Genomic DNA, 16,890 nt, shown 5'->3' with positions numbered 1-16,890 from the left:
TCGAAGGGTGGCAACGGGCACGGTGCGGGTTGCCACCCTTCGAGACGCTCGCTGCGCTCGCTCCTCAGGGTGAGGTGTACCCCTGCACTGCTGGTAACGTTGGCGAGCGGGCGATGCATGCAGAAAGTCAGGAGATGTCCATGATGACAGGAACGATCGCCTCCCTCGTGGCGGCAGGCGCGCTGGTGGCGCTGGCTGGGCCGAAGCTGCGCGCTCGGCTTATGCTGTCGCGCGCCAAGCACCGCTCGCTGGCCGGTCACTCGCGGATGTCGCGCCGGGTCGCGGCGCTGCTGCCGCGCTATGCCTACGACGACGCGATGTTCTTTTCCGCCGACGATGCCAGCGCGGAGATCGCCGGCCGGCGCCGCGCGGCGTTCGAGCGCCTGTCGGACGAGATCCGGACGGCGGGCGTGCGGACGGTCGGCCAGACCGCCGAGGCGACGCCCTTCATCTCGGACTTGCAGTTCACCGAGAGCTATCGCGTGCCCTTCCAGTTCAGCCCGAGGGTGCAGCGGCAGCTGCCGGCCGGATCGTTCGTCGCGTCCTCGGACGGCGTGCAGGTCACCGATCTCGACGGCACCGCGCGCTACGACCTCACCGGCTCCTACGGCGTGAACCTGCTCGGCTACGATTTCTACAAGGGCTGCATGGCGCGCGGCGCCGAGCGCGTCGGCGCGCTCGGGCCGGTGCTGGGCGCCTACCCGTCGCTGCTCGCCGACAATGCCGCGCGGCTGGCGCGGATCTCGGGCAAGGACGAGGTCTCCTTCCACATGTCCGGCACCGAGGCGGTCATGCAGGCCGTCCGGCTGGCGCGCTATCACACGAAGCGCTCGCATCTCGTGCGCTTCTGCGGCGCCTATCACGGCTGGTGGGGCGACGTGCAGCCCGGCATCGGCAATCCCGTGCCGGCGCACGACACCTACACCCTGGCCGACATGTCCGAGCGCACCCTGGCCGTGCTGCGCAGCCGCCGCGACATCGCCTGCGTGCTGGTGAACCCGTGCCAGGCCATGCATCCCAACCTCGGGGCGCCCGCCGATTCGACGCTGGTCCACAGCCGCCCGGACCGGAGCGTCGATCGCGCCGCTTATTCGGCCTGGCTGAAGGAACTGCGGGCGATCTGCACCGAGCGCGGCATCGTGCTGATCTTCGACGAGGTCTTCGTCGGCTTCCGCCTCGGCCGCGGCGGAGCGCAGGAATATTTTAGCGTCCAGGCCGATATCGTGACCTACGGCAAGACGGTCGGCGGCGGCTTCCCGATCGGCGTCGTCTGCGGCGCCCATCGGCTGATGAAGCGCTTCCGTGACGATCGGCCGGCCGACATCTGCTTCGCGCGCGGGACGTTCAACTCGCATCCCTACGTCATGGCGGCGATGAACGAGTTCCTGTGCCATCTCGACAGCCCGGAGATGGAGGCGCTTTATCGCGACCTCGACGCGACCTGGGAGCGGCGCACGGCCTCGCTCAACCGCCGGCTCGCCGAGCGCGGCCTGCCGCTGCAGGTCGCCGCGCTCTCGTCGATCTGGACCGTCTGCTACACGGCCTCGTCGCGCTACAATTGGATGTTCCAGTATTACCTCAAGGCCGCGGGCCTGGCGCTGAGCTGGGTCGGCACCGGCCGGCTGGTGTTCAGCCTCAACTTCAGCGACGCCGACTTCGAGGCGGTGGCCGAGCGCTTCCTCGCTGCTGCCGAGGCGATGCGCGCCGACGGCTGGTTCGAGACCGGCGCGCTCGCCACCGACCGCGCCATCAAGCGCCGCATCCTGCGCGAGATGCTGGCCCAATGGTGGCACGCCACTCCCGCACCGCATCAAGCTCATCTTCCTCCCCCGCTTGCGGGGGAGGTGGCGCGGTAATCCGCGACGGAGGGGGCGTGACGCACCATCTCGCGTCACGCCCCCTCCGTCAGCGTCAGACGCTGACACCTCCCCCGCGCAGCGGGGGAGGGAGGCTGAAGCAAGCTCAAGCCGCTACGTTACAGACGTTTGACGATCTACACGCCCGACTTCGAGGCCTCGACGGCGACCGGCTCGGCGATCTCCTCGCCCAGCACCTCGTCGAGCACTTCCTCGATCTCCTTGCGCTGACCCCGCCACAGCTCGAGCGGCGCGCGGTGGTAGAGCTTGATGTCGTGGAACGGGTCGGTGGCGATCTTGGTCGCCCACACCAGGCCGGTGCGGACATCCTTCAGGATGAAGAGCTGGACCACGCGGAAGGCGATGCCGCCGAGGCCGACCACCAGCCAGATCTGGCCGACGTGGGTGGCGAACTCGCCCGGGCCGTCATGCGGCGCGAAGATCCCGAGCAGCGTCGGATCGGCGACCAGCAGCAGCGGCGAGGCGGCCCACAAAGCGAGCAGCACCAGCTTGCGCTTGATGTTGTAGCCGACCTTGATCTCTTCCTTGTACTCGTCGGTCGCCTGGTTGACCCGGTCGTAGCCGCGCGGCTCGAAGAACAGGTGGCCGACCTGGCGGCTGGTCATCGCGACCAGCCAGCCGATCAGCGCCGCCATGGCGGGATCGGAAAAGGCCACGACATAGGCGACCAGGAAGCTGGTCGCGCTCAGGAAGTGGAGCGCCTGGTTGACCTTGCTGTGATGGTAATAGCGGTGATCGTCCCAACGTTGCACTTTCAGTTCATTGAAGAAGCCATTCATGCGCGCGTTCCTTGGTGGGGGGACGATCCATTTCTTTTCACGCCAGTGACCTTGATATCGCGTTGCGGTTACAGGAAAGCGACGGTGGCGACGATTGCTCCCCCGAGCGCGGCGATTAGTCCGGCGACGACGGCGAGCGGGATCAGCGGGTGGATGATGTTGAGCCGGCGGAAGACGTTGCACAGCAGGCCGACGGCGCGCTGCGGCAGTGTGCGCGGGCTCTTGGAATATTCCATCGCCGCCTTCACGACATAGAACACGGCGGTGTTGGCGGCGAGGGCGCCCCATTCCGCTACGGCAGCGTTCGGCGGCGTCACGAGGTAGTTGCACTTCAGCAGGATGCGCTGGCGGTCGGCCGGGTTGTACGCGCCCTCGACCCAGTGCAGCTCGCGATGGAAGTCGAGCAGGCCGAACTCGTAGGAGCCGAACGCCTTGGCGAGACCGCTGTCGTCGAACACGACCGTGTAGGTCGCATCCGATTGCAGGTAGATCAGCGCGCGGACCACGATGCTCGACGACAGGAAGCGCAGGTTGCCGTCGTAGTGCTTGTCGAACAGGCCCTGGTCGCCGCCGCGGTCCTTGTTGTAGTGCGAGATGTAGAGTTCGTCGGTGTGCTTCATGGGCGCTATCGCGCTTCCGGGCCGGACCTGCAGCGCGATCAGGGAGCGGATGGTGGAGCTGTCGCGCAGGCGGTCGACCTGCTCGACCACCACGGCGGGCAAGGTGCGGATGTAGACGTGCTTGGACGGCCGGTCCTGCAGCTCGGCGCGATAGCGATCCTCGACCCAGCGTACCAGCCCGTCGATCACGGCGCGGTCGGCGGCGTCACCGAAGCGACCGACGGTGGCGGGAAAACGCTGGGCCGGACGGGCCTGCGGTTCGGCGTCTTTCAGGATGGCGGTCATCGGCTCTCCTTCTTGTGCTTGCGGCGTGGTGGGCCGGTCAGCTCCATGGCCAGCAGCCCGATATTGGCCGCCACATGCAGGCTCGCGAGCGGCCACCACTGCTCGCGGAAACCGGCATTGAGCAGGGTGCCGCCGAAGGCAGCGACGTTGCCCAGGATCATCGGATGGGCCGTCAGCGAATAGGGGAAGGCGGTGATGCGCTGCGGCGGAAGGTTCGCGACCTCGTGGCCGTAGTAGGTCCGGTCGATGCCCAGGACCATCGCGGCCCGCACGTTCAGGAAGGTGCCGCCGGCGATCACGGCCAGCGAGACGGGATCGAGCGGGAAGCGCAGATAGACCAGCGCGAGGGCGGTAACCGAGATCGTCTTGAGGACGATTGCCTTGCGTTTGAAGGCGTCGAAGTCCGCCGTGCCGAACGCGAAGGCCCGCCAGTAGAAGACGTAGTGCCAGAAGCTCAGAAGGTAGATCGCGAGCGGCAGGAGCAGGGGGCCAGACACTGCACGGTGCGATAACCCGCTTCTGTTGCGGAGAAATGAAGGATCGGAGTCAGGCCGGTGTAACCGTCTCGTCGAGAAACTGCTTCACCGCTGCGACCGCCTCGGCGAGGCCGGTGCGTTCGACGGCGACACCCGCCGGGAACGCGCCGAGCAGCCGCGACGGCAGCCGCGAATCCAGCATCACGAACACGCCGCGGTCGTCGGCGCGGCGGATCAGCCGGCCGTAGGCCTGCTTGAGCCGCAGCCGCGCCAGCATGTCGTCGTAGGCGGTGGCGCCCGCGCCGGCCGCCTTCCACGCGGCCTTTCGCGCGCGGTGGAGGATGTCGGGGCGCGGCCAGGGCACGCGGTCGAATACGATCAGCCGGAGGGAGCGGCCGGGCACGTCGACGCCGTCGCGCACCGCATCGGTGCCGAGCAGGCAGGAATGCTCCTCGGCGCGGAAGATATCGACCAGAGTGGCGGCATCCATGCCGCCGACATGCTGGGCATAGAGCGGCAGGTCGGCGTCCTCGAGCGGCCGGGCGATGCGCTGGTGCACGGCGCGCAGGCGGCCGATCGCGGTGAACAGCCCGAGCGCGCCCCCGCCCGACGCCAGGAACAGCTCGCGGTAGGCGGCGGCGACCTGCTCGGCGTCGTCGCGGCGCACGTCCTTGACGATCAGGACCTTGGTAGAGGCGGCGTAGTCGAACGGCGAGGCCATCGCCGCGCGTGTGGCGGGTGCGAGCAGGTGGCGGGTGCCGGTGCGAGCCTCGGCGGCGAACCAGTCGATCGCTCCCGGCGGCTCGTCGTTCGCCGCCTGGGGCACGCCCAGGCTGTCGCGCAGCGTCGCCGAGGTGATCACCGTGCCGTGCGAGGGCTTGACGACGGCATTCACGAACGGCTCGGTCGGATCGAGATAGTGCCGGAACATGCCGACATCCAGCTCGCGCGCCTGGGCGCGCTCGACCGCGAACCAGTCGACGAAGGCCGGGTCGGCGTCGTTGTGCAGGCCGCGCAGCATCGCGCGCCATGCCGCGAGGGTCATCTCGCAGCGGTTGGTGAGCGAGCGCATCACTCCTTCGATACGGCCGCGCTGGCTGGACTCGAGCTTGTCGGCCTCGCTCTCGAGCTTGCCCTTCATCGCCTGCTTCAGCCGCTGCACCGGCAGCAGCATCTGCTCGAACAGCGCGGCGAGCTTGTCGGCCGCCTCGATCAGGCCGGGGTTGAGCGGGCGGATGTCGCATTCCATGCCGAAGCCCTGGTCCTCGCCGGCGGCGCGGGCCCGGACCTGGAGGCGGACGAGGGCCAGGAACTCCTCGGCCGGGCCGATCACCGTGCCGTCGGCCAGCCGCGTCTGCCAGTTGGGCGAGGGCAGGCGACGGCTGAGGTCGAGCAGGCGGCGCAGCGCGTTCTGCGCCTCGACGTCCTCGCCCAGCAGGTCGGTGACCCGGCGTTCGAGCCCGCGCGCGCGGCTGCCACGCCGGCCCTCGGAACCCAGGATCCAGCGCCGCAAATCCCCCGCTTCCACCCCGCTCAAATGCGCGGCAAATGCGCCATCGGCGGCATCGAACAGGTGATGTCCCTCATCAAATACGTAGCGAAGCGGGCGGGTTGCATCGTCCAGGCCGCCCATTGCCGCCTGAACCATCACCAATGCGTGGTTGGCGATCACGATATCGGCCTGCCGCGCGCGGCGGACGGTGCGCTCGACGAAGCACTTCCTGTAATGCTCGCACGCCGAGTAGATGCATTCGCCGCGGCGGTCGGCGAGGCGCGTAATGCGGTTACGTCCCAGCAGGTCGAGCAGCCAGGCCGGCAGGTCGCCGCCGATCATGTCGCCGTCGCGGCTGGCCAGCGCCCAGCGTGCCAGCAGGCCGAGGCCGACGGCATTCTCGGGCACCAGGCCGGTGCGCATCACCGCCTCCTGGAAATTCAGCAAACACAGGTAGTTTTCGCGGCCCTTGCGGATCACCACCCGGCGGCGCTTTTCGGCGGAATCGCGGTGCAGCCGGTCGAGCTCGTTATCGATCTGGCGCTGCAGGTTGCGGGTGTAGGTGGCGATCCAGACCGGCGCGCCGTTCTTCTCCGCCCAAAGGCTGGCCGGCGCGACATAGCCCAGCGTCTTGCCGACGCCGGTGCCGGCCTCGACCAGCACGACCCGGGGCTTGTCTTCCGCCTCGCGCGGCGCGAAGGCTTCCGCCGCGGCGGAGGCGTAGTCGCTCTGCGTCGGCCGCGCCTCGGCCAGGTTGGGGCCGGCCGAGATCATTTGCGCCAGTCGCAGGCGCGCCTCGCGCGGCTCGACCGGCCGGCTGCCGGGCGGCGTGGGAGGCGGAGGCTCTTCCCAGGCAGGAAGGCTCTTCCACACGTCGAGGCCGGCGCCGGGACGGAAATTCGGGCGCGACTTCGGGGCGATCTGGTCGAGGCCGAGGGCTGCCAGCACCTCGCTGCCCCACGCCCAGTTGCCGCGCGCCATGGCCATCGCGGTCTCCTTCATCTCGGGCGAGGCGAGGGCCGCCATGTCCTCGAGCGCGTCGATCAGTGCGTCGCCGATGCGCGGCAGCAGGGTGAGCTCGTCATCGCCCGCGATGTCGAGCGCGGCGGCCAGCCCGCGCGGCGTCGGAAGGCAGAAGCTGGCCGGCCGGACAAAGGCATAGAGCTCCAGCAGGTCCCGCGCAGCCAACGAGTCGAGCCCCAGCCGGGCCGCCGTTGCCGGCGCATGCACGACCAGCGGCGGCGCCGCCGCCGCGCGCAGGCCGGCGTCGGGACCGCTGAGGCGCTCGATCTCGCCATCGGCGCTCAGCCACAACGCCCCGCGCGCCGTGGCGAGGAGGGAGGGAGCCATCACGACCCCCTCACGATGCAGAAGCGCGCGGCCTCATGTTTCTCGCCCCCGCCAGGGGGAGAGGCCAGGAGAGGGGGCCGCACGAGATCGTCGAGCACCCCAGCCCGATAGCATACAATCGCGCAACAATGAGGCTCGGCCGACGTCCCCTCTTGTCCGGCGCCCTGGCTGCCGGCTTCGTCCATCCGGCCCGGGCCGCCGATCTGGATGCCATCGTCATCGGCGCCGGTGTGGCGGGCTTCGCGGCCGCCAGCGCGTTGATCGGCGCCCGCAAGAACGTGGTTGTCCTGGAGGCGCGCGAACGCACCGGCGGACGGGTCTTCACCAACACCAGCCTCGGCCTGCCGTTCGACGAGGGTGCGCCGACGCGACCCGAGTCGGGCGCGCCCGCCCTGGTGATCGACGGCCGCGAGCTTTCCCGCGAGGAGTATGCGCGCTACGCCCGGGTCTCGGCCGAGCTGGAGCGCACGTTGGAGAAGTTGCGCACGCAGCTTCCCGGCGTCGATCCGCAAGTCGTGATCCAGGGCAACGATTCGCTGGAGAAGCTCGCGATCGCCGAGCTGTTCCGCCGCGTGCCGTTCGCGCCGTTTGCGACGCTGCCGGTAACCGAGGGCAAGGTGCCCGTGCGGATCGGCACGCGGGTGATGCGGATCGACTCGACCGGTGCGCTCGTGCGCTTGATGACCCAGGGCGGCGAGTTCACCGCGAAAGTCGTGATCGTGACCGTGCCCACCGGCGTGCTGGGTGGGGGCGGGCTGACCTTCGCGCCGCCCCTGTGGCTTGAGCGGCTGGCCGCGATCGAGTCGCTGCCGATGGTGCAGGCTGCCAAGACATTCGTCACTTTCTCGCGCAGGGTATTCGACGTGCCGGACGATGCCCGGCTGGTCGCCTGGACGGCGACGGGCACGGTGATCGAGGCGCAGTTGCGGCCGCGCGGTCAGGAGGCGGCGCTGCTGTTCTATCGCGACGGGGAGGCGCGCCGGCTCGAGGCCGACGGGCCCATGGCCGCGACGGCGGGTGCCGTGTCGGCGCTGGCCGAGCTGTTCGGCAGGGAGGTGCGGACAGCCTTCCTGCGCGGCGCCTCGACCAGGTGGGGAAAGGACCCCTTCGCGCGCGGCGCCTGGGTCGACGGCCCACCGCCGCCCCGGCGGGCGCTTGCTCAGCCGCACCACGAGCGCGTCGTGTTCGCCGGCGAGGCGACCGATCCGGTCGGCGGCGTCGTGGGCGCGAATGCGTCGGGCCTGCGTGCCGCGAAGGAGGCCTTGGCGGTGCTGGGGCGAGGTTGATGCTGGCTCATGCTCTTCCGGACCGCGAGCGGTTCGCTCGCGCAGATTCATGAGCGAGCGAGATGCTCGCGGTCCGGAAGAAAGTAAGAAATCCCGCCACTACCAGCGCTCCCGCCGCCGCCCACGACGGAGCCGAGAGGCTGCCGGTCAGGTCGTAGAAATAGCCGGCGAAGCTCGGGCCGACGATCTGGCCGGCGCTGAACGCTGCGGTCATCAGCGCGATCCGGCCGCGCGGATCGCCGCCGCCCTCGCGCGCGCCCATCACGCCAAGCGCCGTCAGCCCCATCAATGTGCCGCCGACCAGCACCGAGGTCACGATCACGCTGGCCGACGTCAGCCACAGCGCCGACACGGCGACGCCCGTCGCCTCGATGAAGGCCACGATGGCGAAGGTCCGGCGAATGCCCCAGCGCGCGGCAAGCCCGGTCCACAGCGCGACCGACGGCGCGGCGCTCAAGCCAAACATCACCCAGATATAGGGCTCCAGGCCGGCGATCTCCCGGCTGCCGCGCACCATGGCGACGATGAAGGTGGCGGTGATGATGTAGCCGAAACCGAACAGGCCGTAGGCCAACGCGAGCGGCAGGAAGCCGCGCGGCAAAGGCTGGCGCGGGCCGGTCGCCTTGACCTGCGAGCCGGCGTGGTCGGGCGGTACCAGCAGCAGCACGGCCAGCCCGGCCGCGAGCGCCAGCGCGCCGCTGGCGAGCCACATGGTGCGCCAGTCGTGCAGCGTCGCGACCAGTGCGGCCGAGACCGCGATGCCGGTGCCGACGCCGGCGAAATGCACCGCGCTCAGGCTTCCCCGTCCTGCCGCCGCGAGGCGGTCGAGCACCAGCGCCGAGGCGAAGATCAGCGTGACGGCGCTGGCGATGCCGCCGATCAGCCGCATTAGCAGGAACGCCGCGAGCGAGGTCGTCAGCGCCATCGCCGCGAGTCCCGCCGCATTCACCGCCAGCGCGACCATCAGCCAGCTGCGGCGCGAGCCGGGCAATCGCACCGCTGCCAACAATGCGCCAAGCAGATAGCCGACGAAATTCGCCGAGGCGATCAGCCCGGCCTGGCTGTTGCTGAGGCCGAGCGCATCGACCATCGCCGGCAGGATGGGCGTGTAGACGAAGCGTCCGATGCCGAGGCCCGCGGCCATGGCGAGCATTCCGCCGATTGCCAGCGAGAGGGGAGATTTGTTCATGGGTGACGCATTGTAGCATCGGCATCCCGACCGGAGCCGAGCGTAGCGAGGCGCAGTGGAGGGAGCTGTTCATGTGCTGCTGCCGACATGAACAGGTCCCACTGCGCGCCTGCGGCGCTTCGGTCGGGATGACGAAAGGGGAGGGGGTAGCGGTAGCTGGCCGGATGCCCTAAATTGGGCGGTTCCATGTCCCAGATTGATCGTTCCCTCGCCGAGGCCGCGCGCGCGTGGCCATTCGAAGAAGCCCGCAAGCTGGTCGCCCGCACCGGCGGCAAAGCGCCGGCGAAAGGCTATGTCCTGTTCGAGACCGGCTACGGCCCGTCGGGCCTGCCGCATATCGGGACCTTCGGAGAGGTCGTGCGCACCACCATGGTGCGCCGAGCCTTCCAGCGCCTGAGCGACGTCCCGTCGCGGCTGTTCTGCTTCTCCGACGACATGGATGGGCTGCGCAAGGTGCCCGACAACGTACCCAACAAGGAGATGCTGGCGGCCCATCTCGGCAAGCCGCTGACCTCGGTGCCGGACCCGTTCAGCAACGAGCATCCCTCGTTCGGCGCGGCCAACAACGCGCGACTGCGGGCGTTCCTCGATTCCTTCGGCTTCGAGTACGAATTCCAGTCGGCGACCGACTGGTACAAGTCGGGCCGCTTCGACAAGATGCTGCTGACGATGCTGCAGCACTACGACGAGGTCCAGGCGGTGATGCTGCCAACCCTCGGACCGGAGCGGCGCGCCAGCTATTCGATTTTCCTGCCGATCTCGCCCAAGACGGGGCGCGTGCTTCAGGTGCCGGTGATCCAGACCAATGTCGATGCCGGCACGATCGTCTACCGTGACGAGGACGGGACGATGGTCGAGACGCCGGTGACCGGCGGCAACGTCAAGCTGCAGTGGAAGGCCGACTGGGCCGGTCGCTGGTTCGCGCTCGATGTCGACTACGAGATGTACGGCAAGGATCTGATTCCGTCGGCCGAGCTGTCGGCGAAGATCGTGAAGATCCTGGGCGGCCGGCCGCCGGAGGGTTTCAACTACGAACTGTTCCTCGACGAGGAAGGCAAGAAGATCTCCAAGTCCAAGGGCAACGGGCTCTCGGTCGAGGACTGGCTGCGCTATGCGCCGCCGGAGTCGCTGGCGCTCTACATGCAGCAGCAGCCGCGGCGCGCGAAGCGGCTCTATTTCGACGTGATCCCGCGCGCGATCGACGACTATCTCGCGGCGGTCGAGAAGCTGCCGAAGGAGGAGCCGGCGAAGGTGCTCGAGAATCCCGCTTGGCACATCCACAACGGCGAGACGGTCGACCATCACGCGAGCGGCGTCAGCTTCGGCATGCTGCTGAACCTCGCGAGTGTGGCGCACACCGACGACAAGGACGTGCTCTGGCAGTATCTGCGCCGCTACGTGCCGGGGGCGACACCGGAAAGCGCGCCTTATCTCGATCGGCTGCTGCAGGGCGCCGTGGCCTACTACCAGGACTTCGTGAAAAGCACGAAGACGTTCCGCCTGCCCGTCGGCAAGGAGCGCGCGGCGCTGCAGGATCTTGCCGACACCTTGCGCAGGATTCCCGAAGGCGAGAGCGCGGAGTTCATCCAGAACGAGGTTTACGAGGCCGGCAAGCGGCACTTCGCCAAGGAAGAGCTGCGGCAGTGGTTTTCGACGCTCTACGAGGTGCTGCTGGGCAGCACGCAGGGGCCGCGTATGGGTGCCTTCATCAAGCTCTATGGGCGCGACAATGTCGTGCGGCTGATCGACCGCGCGCTGGCCGGCGAAGATCTCAGCCAGGCGGCCTGATCGGCCGTCACCCGCCCTCTACGCGTTCCTCCATGCGGCTCCGGGCGTTGCCCTGCTTGCGAATTCGCATGGAACCGTCGTCTCACCGGGCCGTAGAAGACCGTGCGGCCTCGCATAGCCTTGATGCCTAGGCAGGGACATGAGCATCGACGAACGACCGATATCGACTCCTTTGCCGTTCGTCCGAGGTTGGTTGCGCGACCCGGTCGGTGTCGGCCTGCCATTCCCCAGCAGCAGCGCGACGGCCCGGCGGCTCGCACGGGCGGCCGTAGACGCGGCCATTCCCGGCACTGGACCCGTCCTCGAACTCGGCGCCGGCACCGGGGCCGTCACGGAGGCGCTGATCGAGTGCCGCCGCGCGGTGGAGGGGATCGTCGCGGTCGAGCGTGATGTCGAGCTCTGTCGGGCACTCGAGCGGCGATTTCCAGGGCTGCAGGTGCTGCACGGCGATGCCCTCGATATCGGCACGGTCCTGAGCAAGGCGGGCCTCGCATCCGTCTGCGTCGTGGTGAGCGGTCTGCCGATGCGGGCGATTCCCTCCGACGCTGCCGGACGCTGCTACTCGGAGGCATTCGAGGCGATGCCGCCGGGCGGCGCCATCATCCAGTATACCTACGGCTTGCGTCCGCCGGTCGATCCGGAGGTGACAGGGCCGACATTCGAGGCGACATTCATCGGACGCGAATGGCGAAATTTCCCGCCGATGGGCATCTGGCGCTACCGTCTGGCTGGGTAACATCCTGCTCTGCAACGACGACGACCTGGGTTACAAGGCGAGCCGGACCCAGTTCACCCCGGGCGCGGGGTTTGTCCTCGATGAGGCTTATAGGCTCGCCCACCTGCCGCTGGTCGCGCCGCATCATCCGAGGGTGATCGCTCGCAAGCCGGGTGCGGCGTATGAGATGGGACGGCACGGCAAGGCCCTCTCGCTCGTGCTGCCCGTGCCCGATGTCGGCCACCTGCTCGAGCCGGAGCTGAAGGCCGCGCCATTCGCTTCCAAGATCGCCTGGGACATCGCCGAACTCCGGCGCGGCAAGCTGCACGCCACGCTCTGCGGATCGCCGGGGACCATTGATCGCGCGGCGCTGGCGGCGATCGGGCCGATCACGGTCGAGGTGCGCGGTCTGTTCTCGGGCAACATCAATCACGGCCGCCTCTATCTCCGCGCCTATTCGGAGAAGCGTGGCAGTGAGAACCAGCTCAAACGCATCCAGCGCCTGGCCGGCGGCCGTGAGACCGGCCTCTATCTCGTCGGCCTGCACAACTTCACCGACGATCTCGACGCTCCCGAAGCAGCGGCGCTCGCCGCGCTGATCGAGCGCTGGTGGGACTGGCCGATCCTGCGCTGGCAGGTCGATGCGCTGTGGCTGCTCGCGGCATGGGACGACCTCGTGCTCGACGGCGGCGTCGAGGAGACGATATCCTTGGTGTCATGACACGCCTGATGGATGTTCCGCTGGTGCGCGCGACGCCCGAGAGCCTGAAGGGCTTCGGCGAGATCGTGCACGACCCCAAGAACCACAAGGTGCAGATCGTGCCGTGGCCGGTGAAAGGCCATCGCAAGCTCGATCCCGGCACCGGCGACGAAGGCGGCACGACGGAGGGCATCTTCGCCTGCGAATGGCAGGGCAACGAGCTGCGCGGCGTCAACGCGGCGGTTGGAGGTGACTACGTGCTCGGCTATCGCACCGCGCCGGGCCATGTCCATCTCTGGCATATCAACTACCATCCCGATGGCGGTCAGTTCTTCTGGCCGATCGACGGCCAGCCGTTCGTCGTGCCGGCCGGTCCGCCGGGCGAGGATCCCGCGCCGGAAAAGTTCATCGCCTTCTGGTCGGACGGCAGCTTCGGGATCTATCTCCATCCCGACGTCTGGCACGAGGGCCCGTTTCCGACCGCGCCGAGCGGCCGCTACTTCGACAAGCAGGGCAAGGTGCACGGCCGCATCAGCTGCGACCTCAGGACCGAGCTCGGGTTGATGCTGAACGTTCCGCTGCCGACGGCGCTGTAGCGGATGGCCGGCAACGGCATCGGCGCGTCGCTACCGCGGCTGGAGGATGCGCGGCTGCTGACCGGCGGCGGCTGCTACTCGGACGACTTCACCCAGCCGAACCAGGCGCGCGGCTTCGTGCTGCGCTCGACGCACGCCCATGCGCGCATCGTGTCGATCGATGCCGGGGCGGTGTTGCAGATGCCGGGCGTGCTGCTGGTGCTGACCGGCGCCGACGTGCTCGCCGAAGGGCTGAAGCCGATCCCGCACATCCCGCAGGCGATGAGCCCGCCCGATATCCGGCTGGACAATCTCGACGGCTCGCCGCACCTGCTCGAGCGGCCGATGGTCCTCGCGACGGACAGCGTGCGTTTCGTTGGCGAGGGCGTGGCCTTCGTTGTCGCTGAGACCGTGGCACAGGCCAAGGACGCTGCCGAGGCCATCGATGTCGTCTACGAGGCCCTGCCGCCGATGGACGACATCGCCGTCGATGCCCGCGTCGGCAATCCCCGGGCGACGCGCGAGGGCTTCGCCGAGGCGGAATACGTCGTCCGTATCGAGACCGACATCCAGCGGATCGCCGGCGTGCCGATGGAGCCGCGCGCCGCCCTGGGCACCTACGATCCGGCGAGCGGCCGCTACACGCTCTACGCCGGCGGCGGCGCGGTGGTGCGGCCGAAGAAGGAGCTGGCGATCATCCTCGGTATCGAGCCTGAGCAGGTCCGCGTCATCGCCAGGGAGACCGGCGGCAACTTCGGCACGCGCAATTTCCTGTATCCCGAGTTCGTGCTGGTCGCGTGGGCGGCAAAGAAAGTCGGCCGTCCAGTCAAATGGACTTGCGAACGCGGCGAGGCCTTCGCCAGCGACTATGCCGCCCGCGACCTGCGGGTCGAGTCGGAGCTGGCGATTTCAGCCGACGGCAAGTTCGTCGGCCTGCATGCGACGGCGATCAGCAATGTCGGGGCCTACACCGCCTCATACATTCCGCTGACCAAGGGCACGCAGCTCATGACCAGCGTCTACGACATGCCGGCGACGGCGCGGGCGCGCGCGGTGCTCAGCAATACCCAGTCCACGGCGCCCTATCGCAGCGCCGGCCGGCCCGAGACGATGTTCGTGATCGAGCGGCTGATCGACATGGCCGCGCGCGAATGCGGCTTCGACCGGGTCGAGCTGCGCCGTCGCAATCTCATCGAGACGACGCCCTATCGCAATGCCTTCGGAGTGACCTACGACAGCGGCGACTATGCCGGCACGTTCGAGGCCGTGCTGAAGCTGGCCGACTGGACCGGCTATGGCGCGCGGCAGAAAGAGTCGGCGGCGCGCGGCCTCAGGCGCGGCCTCGGCCTCGGCGGCTATATCGAATCGCAGAGCGGCGCGCCGCAGGAGCGCGCCGGAGTGACGGTGCGCGCCGACGGCACGGTCGAGGTGCTGATCGGAACGCTGTCCGCCGGCCAGGGCCATGCCACCAGCTTCGCGCAGCTCGTCGAGGAATGGCTCGGCATCCCGGCCCACAAGGTCGTGATCGAGAGCAGCGACAGCGATCGCCTCACGATCGGCGGCGGCTCGCATTCCGGCCGTTCAATGCGACATGCCGGCACGACGATCCACAAGGCATCGCAGGGCATCATCGCCAAGGGCACCAAGCTCGCCGCCGAGCAGCTCGAGGCGAGCGAGGCGGACATCGCGTTCGCCAACGGCCGCTTCACCGTGAAAGGCACCGACCGGAGCGTCGCCCTCGTCGAGCTCGCCGCAACGCACGGACCGATCGCCGATGCGGGCGAGGTCAACAGCCGGGTCGGCGCCTATCCTTATGGCTGGCACGTCTGCGAGGTCGAGATCGACGCCGAAACCGGCGTGGTGCGGCTCGACCGCTACACCACCGTCGACGACGTCGGCCGTGCGGTGAACCCGCTGATCCTGCACGGCCAGACCCATGGCGGCATCGCCCAGGGGGCGGGGCAGGCGCTGATGGAGCGCGTCGTCTATGACGGCAACGGCCAGCTCCTGTCCGGTTCGTTCATGGACTATGCCATGCCGCACGCCGACGATTTCCCGCGCTTCGTCACGGCGCTCTCGGAGGTGCCGTCGACGACGCATCCGCTCGGCATGCGCGGCGGCGGCGAGGGCGGCATCACGCCGGCGCTGGGCGTGATCGTGAATGCCGTGGTCGATGCGCTGGCCGAGTTCGGCGTTACCCACATCGACATGCCCTGCTCGCCCGAGCGCGTATGGCAGGCGATCCGGGCCGCGTCCGCTACTCCGGCTTGAGGCCGCCGAGCAGCGCCGATGCCGGCACCCGGCAGCTCTCGAAGATCACGTCGGCGGTATGGGCGCCGCGGAAGCCCATCTTCTTGTAAAGCTTGGTGACGGCGAGGCCGGGCACGCCGACCTCGACCAGGAAGGCTGAGATTCCGGCTACACCGGCCTCCTTGGGCGCAGTGCGCGCGAACACGCTGAACAGGCCGAAATGCGGCGAGTTGGTGGTGAAGCGCTTGGTGCCGTCGATGACGTAGTGGTCGCGTCGATGACGTAGTGGTCGCCGTCGCGCGCCGCCACGACCCGTGCCTCCTCGTGGAGCGACAGGCCGAGCCCATCGTATTTCTCGGCGATCGCCATGCCGAACAGGCCAAGCTCTTTGATCTGGCGGATGACCCCTCGGGGATGTCGTCGGTCTCCTGGACTTCCCGCTCGGCCGGGATCAGCAGCTCGCGCGCGAAGCGGCGCACGGTCTGGATGAGTTGCTCGATCGTCTCTGCACGCTCGCTCATGGCCTCTCTCACTGCGTCACGATGCGGCCGGACTTCACCAGTTCCGCCCACTTCGGCACTTCGTTGGCGATCATGGTGCCGAGCTCCTGAGGCGCGCTGGCTGTCGCCACGCAGCCGTAGCCGACGAACTTCTTCTGGATCTCCGGATCGGACAGCACCTCGCGGACCGCGCCGTTCAGCTTTGCGACCACCGGCGCGGGGGTGCCGGCTGGTGCCAGGATGGCGAACCACACGACGGTCTCGTAACCGGGCAGCGACTGGTTGATGGTCGGCGCGCCGGGCATCAGCGGCGAGGGCTTCGCGGTCGAGACGGCGAGCAGCTTGAGCTTGCCGGCCTTCACCGCCGCGTCCTGCGTATCGGACGAGGTGGTGAGCAGCATCTTCACTTCGCCGTTCATCACCGCCAGGGTCGAGGGAGCCTGGCCCTTGTAGGGCACATGCACCAGCTTGATACCGGCCTCCTTGCCGAACAGCTCCGACGCCAGGTGACCGAGCGATCCCGCGCCGGCCGAGCCGTAGTCGAGGCCGTTTGGCAATGTCTTCGCGTACGCGATCAGCTCCTTCACATTGCTGGCCGGCACGCTCGAGTGCACGACGAGGGTGAGCGGCGCGATCGAGACCAGCGAGACGGGCGCGAAATTCCTGATTGGGTCGTAGCCGACGTCCTTCTGGGTCAGCGGCACGATCGCGCTCGGTCCATTGTTGCCGAAGACTAGCGTGTAGCCGTCGGGCGCGGCCTGGGCGACCTGCGCCGTGCCGATGGCGCCGGCAGCGCCCGCCTTGTTGTCGACGATCACTGGCTGGCCGAGGATCTTCGACAGCGGCTCCTGAAGGGTGCGCGCCATGATGTCGGTCGTGCCGCCGGGCGCATAGGGCACCACCAGGCGAATCGGCCTGTCCGGAAACTGCGTTTGCGCCCGCGCGGCGCCGGGCAATGTCAGGGCAAGGCTAAGGAACAGGCGTCTCCCGACCGTCATCGTTTCCTCC

General features: G+C 68.6%; 15 protein-coding genes. 7 read left to right on the top strand and 8 right to left on the bottom strand.

Annotated elements, in window-relative coordinates:
- Positions 1–140 precede the first annotated feature (140 nt).
- On the top strand, positions 141–1,856 hold the full coding sequence (locus ACQY8M_RS38425) for an aminotransferase class III-fold pyridoxal phosphate-dependent enzyme (RefSeq protein ID WP_428667863.1): 1,716 nt from the start codon (positions 141–143) through the stop codon (positions 1,854–1,856).
- A gap of 137 nt (positions 1,857–1,993) precedes the next feature.
- On the opposite strand, the gene ACQY8M_RS38420 is transcribed toward ACQY8M_RS38425, so the two are convergent.
- The 4 genes from ACQY8M_RS38420 to ACQY8M_RS38405 form a co-directional block, all read right to left on the bottom strand.
- Positions 1,994–2,656 (bottom strand): hypothetical protein, encoded by a 663-nt coding sequence (locus tag ACQY8M_RS38420; protein ID WP_428667861.1) that lies wholly within the window; start codon positions 2,654–2,656, stop codon positions 1,994–1,996.
- A gap of 68 nt (positions 2,657–2,724) precedes the next feature.
- Positions 2,725–3,561 carry a hypothetical protein gene (locus ACQY8M_RS38415; protein ID WP_428667859.1) on the bottom strand — a complete coding sequence of 279 codons (837 nt, stop codon included), beginning with the start codon at positions 3,559–3,561 and terminating at the stop codon, positions 2,725–2,727.
- Positions 3,558–4,058 carry a methyltransferase gene (locus ACQY8M_RS38410; RefSeq protein ID WP_428667857.1) on the bottom strand — a complete coding sequence of 167 codons (501 nt, stop codon included), beginning with the start codon at positions 4,056–4,058 and terminating at the stop codon, positions 3,558–3,560. Before ACQY8M_RS38410 ends, ACQY8M_RS38415 begins: the two co-directional genes overlap by 4 nt.
- Before the next feature lie 49 nt (positions 4,059–4,107).
- Complete coding sequence (locus ACQY8M_RS38405) at positions 4,108–6,879, bottom strand: ATP-dependent DNA helicase (protein ID WP_428667855.1); 2,772 nt, start codon at positions 6,877–6,879, stop codon at positions 4,108–4,110.
- 152 nt (positions 6,880–7,031) lie between these two features.
- On the opposite strand from ACQY8M_RS38405, the gene ACQY8M_RS38400 reads away from it, so the two are divergent.
- Positions 7,032–8,165 (top strand): flavin monoamine oxidase family protein, encoded by a 1,134-nt coding sequence (locus ACQY8M_RS38400; protein WP_428667853.1) that lies wholly within the window; start codon positions 7,032–7,034, stop codon positions 8,163–8,165.
- Between the two features lie 7 nt (positions 8,166–8,172).
- On the opposite strand, the gene ACQY8M_RS38395 is transcribed toward ACQY8M_RS38400, so the two are convergent.
- Positions 8,173–9,354 carry a YbfB/YjiJ family MFS transporter gene (locus ACQY8M_RS38395; protein WP_428667851.1) on the bottom strand — a complete coding sequence of 394 codons (1,182 nt, stop codon included), beginning with the start codon at positions 9,352–9,354 and terminating at the stop codon, positions 8,173–8,175.
- Positions 9,355–9,540: 186 nt separating this feature from the next.
- Between ACQY8M_RS38395 and ACQY8M_RS38390 the strand changes: the two genes are divergently transcribed.
- The 5 genes from ACQY8M_RS38390 to ACQY8M_RS38370 all read left to right on the top strand — a co-directional run bounded on the left by ACQY8M_RS38390 (position 9,541) and on the right by ACQY8M_RS38370 (position 15,403).
- Positions 9,541–11,142, top strand: coding sequence for a lysine--tRNA ligase (locus tag ACQY8M_RS38390; protein ID WP_428667849.1), 1,602 nt, complete (start codon positions 9,541–9,543; stop codon positions 11,140–11,142).
- 139 nt (positions 11,143–11,281) lie between these two features.
- Positions 11,282–11,878 carry a class I SAM-dependent methyltransferase gene (locus tag ACQY8M_RS38385; protein WP_428667847.1) on the top strand — a complete coding sequence of 199 codons (597 nt, stop codon included), beginning with the start codon at positions 11,282–11,284 and terminating at the stop codon, positions 11,876–11,878.
- Between the two features lie 166 nt (positions 11,879–12,044).
- On the top strand, positions 12,045–12,578 hold the full coding sequence (locus ACQY8M_RS38380; protein ID WP_428667845.1) for a hypothetical protein: 534 nt from the start codon (positions 12,045–12,047) through the stop codon (positions 12,576–12,578).
- On the top strand, positions 12,575–13,153 hold the full coding sequence (locus tag ACQY8M_RS38375; protein ID WP_428667843.1) for an ureidoglycolate lyase: 579 nt from the start codon (positions 12,575–12,577) through the stop codon (positions 13,151–13,153). The genes ACQY8M_RS38380 and ACQY8M_RS38375 overlap by 4 nt, the downstream gene beginning before the upstream one ends.
- 3 nt (positions 13,154–13,156) lie before the next feature.
- Entirely contained in the window at positions 13,157–15,403 is a 2,247-nt protein-coding gene (locus ACQY8M_RS38370; protein ID WP_428667841.1) for a xanthine dehydrogenase family protein molybdopterin-binding subunit, read from the top strand.
- Here the strand turns inward: ACQY8M_RS38370 and ACQY8M_RS38365 are convergent.
- From ACQY8M_RS38365 to ACQY8M_RS38355, 3 genes are all read right to left on the bottom strand, one after another.
- The gene (locus ACQY8M_RS38365) at positions 15,390–15,641 is read right to left on the bottom strand and encodes an acyl-CoA dehydrogenase family protein (RefSeq protein WP_428675600.1); all 252 of its coding nucleotides are present in this window, start codon (positions 15,639–15,641) and stop codon (positions 15,390–15,392) included. The genes ACQY8M_RS38370 and ACQY8M_RS38365 overlap by 14 nt on opposite strands.
- Positions 15,551–15,751, bottom strand: coding sequence for a hypothetical protein (locus ACQY8M_RS38360; protein ID WP_428667839.1), 201 nt, complete (start codon positions 15,749–15,751; stop codon positions 15,551–15,553). The genes ACQY8M_RS38365 and ACQY8M_RS38360 overlap by 91 nt, the downstream gene beginning before the upstream one ends.
- Positions 15,752–15,911: 160 nt before the next feature.
- On the bottom strand, positions 15,912–16,880 hold the full coding sequence (locus ACQY8M_RS38355; RefSeq protein ID WP_428667837.1) for a Bug family tripartite tricarboxylate transporter substrate binding protein: 969 nt from the start codon (positions 16,878–16,880) through the stop codon (positions 15,912–15,914).
- Between the last annotated feature and the right edge of the window lie 10 nt (positions 16,881–16,890).

Source organism: Reyranella sp. (assembly GCF_965279465.1).
Lineage (GTDB): Bacteria > Pseudomonadota > Alphaproteobacteria > Reyranellales > Reyranellaceae > Reyranella.
Note: the sequence above shows the minus strand (reverse complement) of the source record. Positions and strands in the feature narration are given on the sequence as shown.

What these genes read in the sequence shown, in the direction of transcription:
- ACQY8M_RS38425 (WP_428667863.1), top strand. Translation starts at nt 141, where the DNA reads ATGATGACAGGAACGATCGCCTCCCTCGTGGCGGCAGGCGCGCTGGTG.
- ACQY8M_RS38420 (WP_428667861.1), bottom strand. Translation starts at nt 2,656, where the DNA reads ATGAATGGCTTCTTCAATGAACTGAAAGTGCAACGTTGGGACGATCAC.
- ACQY8M_RS38415 (WP_428667859.1), bottom strand. Translation starts at nt 3,561, where the DNA reads ATGACCGCCATCCTGAAAGACGCCGAACCGCAGGCCCGTCCGGCCCAG.
- ACQY8M_RS38405 (WP_428667855.1), bottom strand. Translation starts at nt 6,879, where the DNA reads ATGGCTCCCTCCCTCCTCGCCACGGCGCGCGGGGCGTTGTGGCTGAGC.
- ACQY8M_RS38395 (WP_428667851.1), bottom strand. Translation starts at nt 9,354, where the DNA reads ATGAACAAATCTCCCCTCTCGCTGGCAATCGGCGGAATGCTCGCCATG.
- ACQY8M_RS38390 (WP_428667849.1), top strand. Translation starts at nt 9,541, where the DNA reads ATGTCCCAGATTGATCGTTCCCTCGCCGAGGCCGCGCGCGCGTGGCCA.
- ACQY8M_RS38385 (WP_428667847.1), top strand. Translation starts at nt 11,282, where the DNA reads ATGAGCATCGACGAACGACCGATATCGACTCCTTTGCCGTTCGTCCGA.
- ACQY8M_RS38380 (WP_428667845.1), top strand. Translation starts at nt 12,045, where the DNA reads ATGGGACGGCACGGCAAGGCCCTCTCGCTCGTGCTGCCCGTGCCCGAT.
- ACQY8M_RS38375 (WP_428667843.1), top strand. Translation starts at nt 12,575, where the DNA reads ATGACACGCCTGATGGATGTTCCGCTGGTGCGCGCGACGCCCGAGAGC.
- ACQY8M_RS38370 (WP_428667841.1), top strand. Translation starts at nt 13,157, where the DNA reads ATGGCCGGCAACGGCATCGGCGCGTCGCTACCGCGGCTGGAGGATGCG.
- ACQY8M_RS38360 (WP_428667839.1), bottom strand. Translation starts at nt 15,751, where the DNA reads ATGGCGATCGCCGAGAAATACGATGGGCTCGGCCTGTCGCTCCACGAG.
- ACQY8M_RS38355 (WP_428667837.1), bottom strand. Translation starts at nt 16,880, where the DNA reads ATGACGGTCGGGAGACGCCTGTTCCTTAGCCTTGCCCTGACATTGCCC.